At 60.4% G+C, this 5,274-nt stretch carries 4 protein-coding genes and 2 pseudogenes; 1 reads left to right on the forward strand and 5 read right to left on the reverse strand.

Annotation, left to right across the window (positions count from 1 at the left end):
- Positions 1-202, forward strand: a pseudogene (locus tag ACXJKO_RS29540) (CarD family transcriptional regulator); the annotation flags it as partial.
- An 82-nt stretch (positions 203-284) separates the two neighbouring features.
- Here ACXJKO_RS29540 and ACXJKO_RS29545 read toward each other — a convergent pair.
- From ACXJKO_RS29545 to ACXJKO_RS29565, 5 genes and pseudogenes are all read right to left on the reverse strand, one after another.
- The gene (locus ACXJKO_RS29545) at positions 285-524 is read right to left on the reverse strand and encodes a hypothetical protein (protein WP_457094591.1); all 240 of its coding nucleotides are present in this window, start codon (positions 522-524) and stop codon (positions 285-287) included.
- A 134-nt stretch (positions 525-658) separates the two neighbouring features.
- Positions 659-1,358, reverse strand: a pseudogene (locus ACXJKO_RS29550) (IS6 family transposase).
- Positions 1,359-1,637: 279 nt separating this feature from the next.
- Positions 1,638-3,224 (reverse strand): serine hydrolase, encoded by a 1,587-nt coding sequence (locus ACXJKO_RS29555; RefSeq protein ID WP_457094592.1) that lies wholly within the window; start codon positions 3,222-3,224, stop codon positions 1,638-1,640.
- A 334-nt stretch (positions 3,225-3,558) separates the two neighbouring features.
- Entirely contained in the window at positions 3,559-4,314 is a 756-nt protein-coding gene (locus ACXJKO_RS29560; RefSeq protein WP_457094593.1) for an SDR family NAD(P)-dependent oxidoreductase, read from the reverse strand.
- A gap of 29 nt (positions 4,315-4,343) precedes the next feature.
- Positions 4,344-4,991, reverse strand: a complete 648-nt coding sequence (locus tag ACXJKO_RS29565; protein ID WP_457094594.1) for a response regulator — start codon at positions 4,989-4,991, stop codon at positions 4,344-4,346.
- Positions 4,992-5,274 lie beyond the last annotated feature (283 nt).

Raw genomic sequence — 5,274 nt, forward strand, 5'->3', positions numbered from 1 at the left:
GCGCGATCTAAACCGTGGGCCGCAGCAGGAAGAGGCGTCCTACAGCGAACGGCAGATCTTCGAGAATGCCCTAGACTTCATGGTGAAGGAGGTCGCAGTGGTGAGACAGATAACCGAGACCGAAGCCCGCAAGCTCATTGAGGAGGGTTTAGCCAACGCCCTCCGTTCCAGCAAGCCGACCGGGAGCGAAGCGGCGGCATAGCCGCATTTGTACACAGTCTCTATTGGCGGTTCTCAAAGGAGAATAGGCCATCAAGCCAAACTGTTTCTAATACGTCCTCGCCTTACGGCGAAAAGTCGGCTGCGAGTGTCTGCTGCAGGATCCTGTCACGGATCAGCCGCTTCATGCTTCCCACCATGCGAGCCATATCACAGAGCCGATTCTGCAGGGCTGTCACATTCGCCATGACCTGAAACGGCGGCTCCGCCGGGAGCGGCTGTGCCAAGTGGTTCGCCAGCTCGTTCATCAGTTCCGCAATCGCCGTGTTGTCGTCGCGTAGCTGATGCAGCTCTGCCTTGAGCATGTCTAATGTCTGCTGACCCTTCCGGGGACTGCTGGCTTCTGAATTTTACGTGTTCTGCTAAGTGGCTACTGGAGCATGACGGCACTGTTGCAGTAACTTGAAAAGGTCACAACGAACCCCGTCGAACGGGTCACTCAGACTGCAAGACCGAAGAGCCGATCGACGAGACGGATTTCGCCTGTCGCTCGACGCTCCCGCTGGATGCAATGACCGCGGCGGATCATGCGCATGATTTCAAAGCCCGTCAGGGTCGCGGCGGCGGTTTTCATGGTCTGGAAGCCGCGTGCCGGACGGATCACGCGCTTGAGCGCGCCATGATCCGCCTCAAGGATGTTATTCAAGTATTTCGAGGTGCGGTGTTTGACATCCTGCGGCAGCAGCCCTTCGTTCTGCAGGCGCAGGATCGCCCTGGGATACGACGCCAGTTTATCTATCGTGATAGAGGATGGTGGATAGGTGCTCATCGCCTTTATGGCCTTACGCAGGAAACGATAAGCGGCGTTGGTATTCCGGCGATCGGATAGCATGAAGGCGATCAACCGACCGTGCTTGTCGACCGCGCGAAACAAGTATTTCCAGTTGCCCCCGACGCGGACGTAGGTCTCGTCCTCCAGGAGCCTGAGGTCCCTGATAGGGTCGGATCCGCTTCTCGATCTCCGGAGCATAGCGTTGGACCCAACGGAAGATCGTGGATGGGTCAACGGCGACGCCGCGTTCGGACATCATCTCGGCCAGATCGCGGTAGCTGACCCCATACTTGCAGTACCAGCGCACGCACAACAGAATGATCTCGACCGGGAAGCGACGGCGCTTGAACGAGACACGGGGGTGGATCCTTGATGAGCCGCTCCTCGTTATATGGCCGAGGTTAATGCAACGGAGCCCTTGAGGGCAGGGGGCTCCCAACTCAGCAGAGGTACTGCCACCGAATGCCTTGCCCGATCTGCCCTGGGTGAGGATCGCAGGTCGGCTAGGGGTGATCACCATCGCCCTTTTCCGCTTCGATCCCGCTTGGAAGCCTCCGATCACTCGGCCGGCTTGCCGCTGCGACCTGACCGAAGCCGTCCGCGCCCTCACTCACCGCGGTCGCTCCTGGCGGCCACTCGCACCACGTCAACGGCGGGTAAAGACGCCGAGTCCATGACTGTTGAAGTACTCGATTGTCATCCTCATCACGCCCTCCGGCATCCCCGAAAACTCCACCTTGGATATGGTGCCCGGATTGGCGTTCTCGTTCCGCAGCGTGAACGTGAACTGATCACCGTTCCAATGCGTCAAGTCGTAGTCGTTCTGAGCCGGGCCGATCCTCAGCACCAACGTGTCACTGGCGCCTTTAGCAATCACCGCATCCCCGAAGTAATCGTTGGCATAAGTCCCGATGTAGAGCGCCAGGTCCTTCACCGGAGACGGGTTGGACGGCGGGCTTTTGCCCACCAGTTCACCGGACGGTGCTGCCAGTGGTGCGAACAAGGCTTGGTAGGTCGTGATCCAGTCGCGGGTCGCATGACCGTACTGAACAAGGTCGGCAAACTCCATGGCCAGAGCCTCGACAGCGCCCGTAGGCGCCGCGTTGCTCAACACGGCAATGCCCACATGCGCCGAGGGAATGAGAAGGTAGTTTGTGGCGGCTCCAAGCGCAAAGGCGCCCGAATGGCTGATCATCGTGCGCCCAGACGGCTGCGTGCTGACACCAAACCCAAACCCGTAGAAGCTTGCCCTGGCATCCATCGCATAAGCTGGCGCAGAAACGACCTGTGGCGTGACAGTCTGCAGCAGGGCAGCCGGATCGATGATCTGCCGCCCCTCATGCTGCCCGTTCTGCAGCATCATCAGCATCCACCGACCAATGTCGTTGGCCGTGGAACTGACGCCCCCGGCCGGGCTCTGGGCATCAGGCTGCCGCTGAAAGGTCGCCTCATAAGCGTCCCCTGTTTTCACATGTGGGAACGCCCGGTTCGATCGTGCGATATAATCCGAGAAGCGTGAACTGGTGGACCTCATGCCGAGTGGCCCATAGAGAACCTGCTCGGACAATGCGGTCCAATCGATTCTGGCCGCGACGGCAACCGCCTCCGCCGCCGCGGTCAAACCGAAATTGGTGTAGGCGTAGGTGCCGCGGAAAGGATCCAGGGGCAGAAAGCGCAGGCGCTCCAATACTTGGCGGCGATCGTAGCCGAGATCCTCAAGCTCATCGCCGGCGTGCTCGGGCAACCCGGAGCGATGGGCATAAAGATCACCGATCGTCAGATGCGTGGTGACCCAGGGGTCACTCACGGAAAACCACGGCAGGTGCTGGATAACAGGTGTGTCCCACGCAATGCGTCCGATGCCGACCTGATGCGCGACGACGGACGCCCCGAGAGACTTGGACATCGATGCGATCTGGAAGACCGTGTCCGCGTCCACCTGTTCGGGCTTCCCGGCCTTGCGGACACCAAAGCCTTTGGCATAGGCAACCTTGTCCTTCCATGCGACAGCGATGGCCAGACCAGGAATCCTGGTTGTTTCGAGCAGCCTCTGAGCAAGGCTGTCGAGCGCAGACAAGGCCATGTCGATCTGGCCCGGCGGGATTGCGATGCCGGCCACCTGTGGCGGCAGCAGCGTTTGGTTGTTCCCAATGCTTGACTGTGTCTGAGCGTGAACTGTCCCGGCCAAGCCGATGATCACGATGCCGGCCGCTGCAACCTTGAATTTCCCCATGCTCAATCCCTATGCAATGACCTTGGCTTCCGACAAGGTGGCATGGACAGGAGGCGGGTTGTCAACAAATGGACCTTCCGAAGTGCGGTGATCAGCCGACCTTCGCACGGCCACCCGGTACTACCGGGGTTGACCGAGCCTGTGTCAAAACTCGGACGAGCCTCGCCTCAACGAACTATTTGTACAAGTTCACGGGCCTGTACCGGGGATTTCCCGGTCTATTCGGGCTCGCAAGAAATCAAATTGCTCCACGGGGCGGCCCGTCCACGTTTTGACACAGGCTCGACCCGAAGGCGACGTTGGAGGTTGTGCAAAAAGGACCTCATGTTCTCTGTCAAAAGGGTATTCTCTGGCCATCCCAGGCAAAGAATTGACCAGAGTGCACTGCCGTCAGGGCATCTGTAACAGCCAGCAGCCGCTCGGCAGAATACGTCGGCGGGAACACCTTCTTACCGCCAGCCTGAAAGGGCTGGCTCAGAGCTGTATCGACCGTTCCAGGGTGAAGGGCGACACATACGGCTTCGGGTTTCTGGCGACTGAGCTCGATCGCAAGGGTTCGCACAAATTGGTTCAGGGCTGCCTTCGCCGCCCGGTAGCCGTACCAGCCCCCGAGGCGGTTGTCCTCGATGCTGCCGACGCGCGCAGAGAGAACCGCAAAGATGCTCTTGCCCGCTTTCGGCACAAGCGGAAGCACATGCTTGGCCACAAGCGCTGGACCAATCGCATTGATCCGGAAGCTCCGGGCGAGATGCTCCGAATCAAGGGTGCGATAGGTCTTCTCGGGCCGGAGGGCGGGATCATGGAGGAGGCCTGTCGCCACCAGGATGAAGCGCAGGGGAGCGCCCTCAACAAGCGGCGCGGCTGCGGCGGCAACGCTCGCCTCGTTCTCAAGGTCGATCCGTCCTACCCGCACGCCAGCCGAGCTCCGGTCGGATCCCGAGCGCGAAAGCGCATGAACGGTTTCAAACCCTTCGGACGCTAGAAGGTCTGTGACGGCGGATCCGATGCCGCCGGATGAGCCGATGACAAGGGCCCGTGCCGGGCGTTCGAGGCTGCTCAAGAGGAATGAGATCGAAGACGATGAAGGCATCGCAAGCACCTGTCCTTTGCGGCATGAGTTCAGGCTTGGATGATCTGCATCCGGATGGCGTAGCGAACCAGATCGGGCAGGGAGTTGAGCTCCAGCTTCCGCATCGCGGCGGTGCGATGCGTCTCCACCGTCTTGACGCTGAGGTCTAGGACGCGCGCGATCTGCTTGTTGCTTTTGCCTTCGGCGAGGAGTTGCACGACCTCGCGTTCGCGCGACGTCAGGCGCTCGGCCGTTGGCCCCTCCAGCGCCACCTGTCCCCCTTTGAGAAATCCGTCCAGGACTACTTCCGAGACACGCCCGGCGAAGTACGGCTTTTTCTGCGACAGGCTTTCGACGGCTGGAATGAGCTGACGCACCGCATCGGACTTGAGCAGGTAGCCCCGGGCGCCAACACCCAGCACCTCTCTGATCAGCTCCTCGCTCTCGTGCATTGTGAAGATCAGGACCTCGGTATCCGGTAGGCTTTGCCGGATCCGTCGCGTCGCTTCGAGGCCGTTGAGCTCGGGCATGGACAGGTCGATGACCGCCACATGGGGCCGATGATGGAGGGCGAGTTCGACGGCTTCCCTGCCGTTCGCGGCTTCTGCGCAGACTTGCCAACCCACATGTTGTTCCAGAAGATCCTTGAGGCCACGCCGGACGATATCGTGGTCATCGGCAAGAAGAATGCGAAGCATGATGGATCCTAACCGCCGATGGACTGCATCTTGTGACATTGGCTGCTCAAAGCGGTTGGTCTGAGCCCACGGGCGTGATCGGCACCCTGGCGCTCACCTGGGTCCCCGTAGGACCCGAACGGATATTGAGCCGGCCGCCGAGTTGCTCGAGCCGCAGCCGCATGCCTGAGATGCCGATTCCGATGTGTCGGGCCTCCTCACTACCTACCGTCCCGAGGCTCTTGAGCCCTATGCCACCATCCACAACATCGAGCTGAACCATATCTGCGGTTCGGTACAGAGC

It is taken from the genome of Microvirga sp. P5_D2, assembly GCF_054049475.1.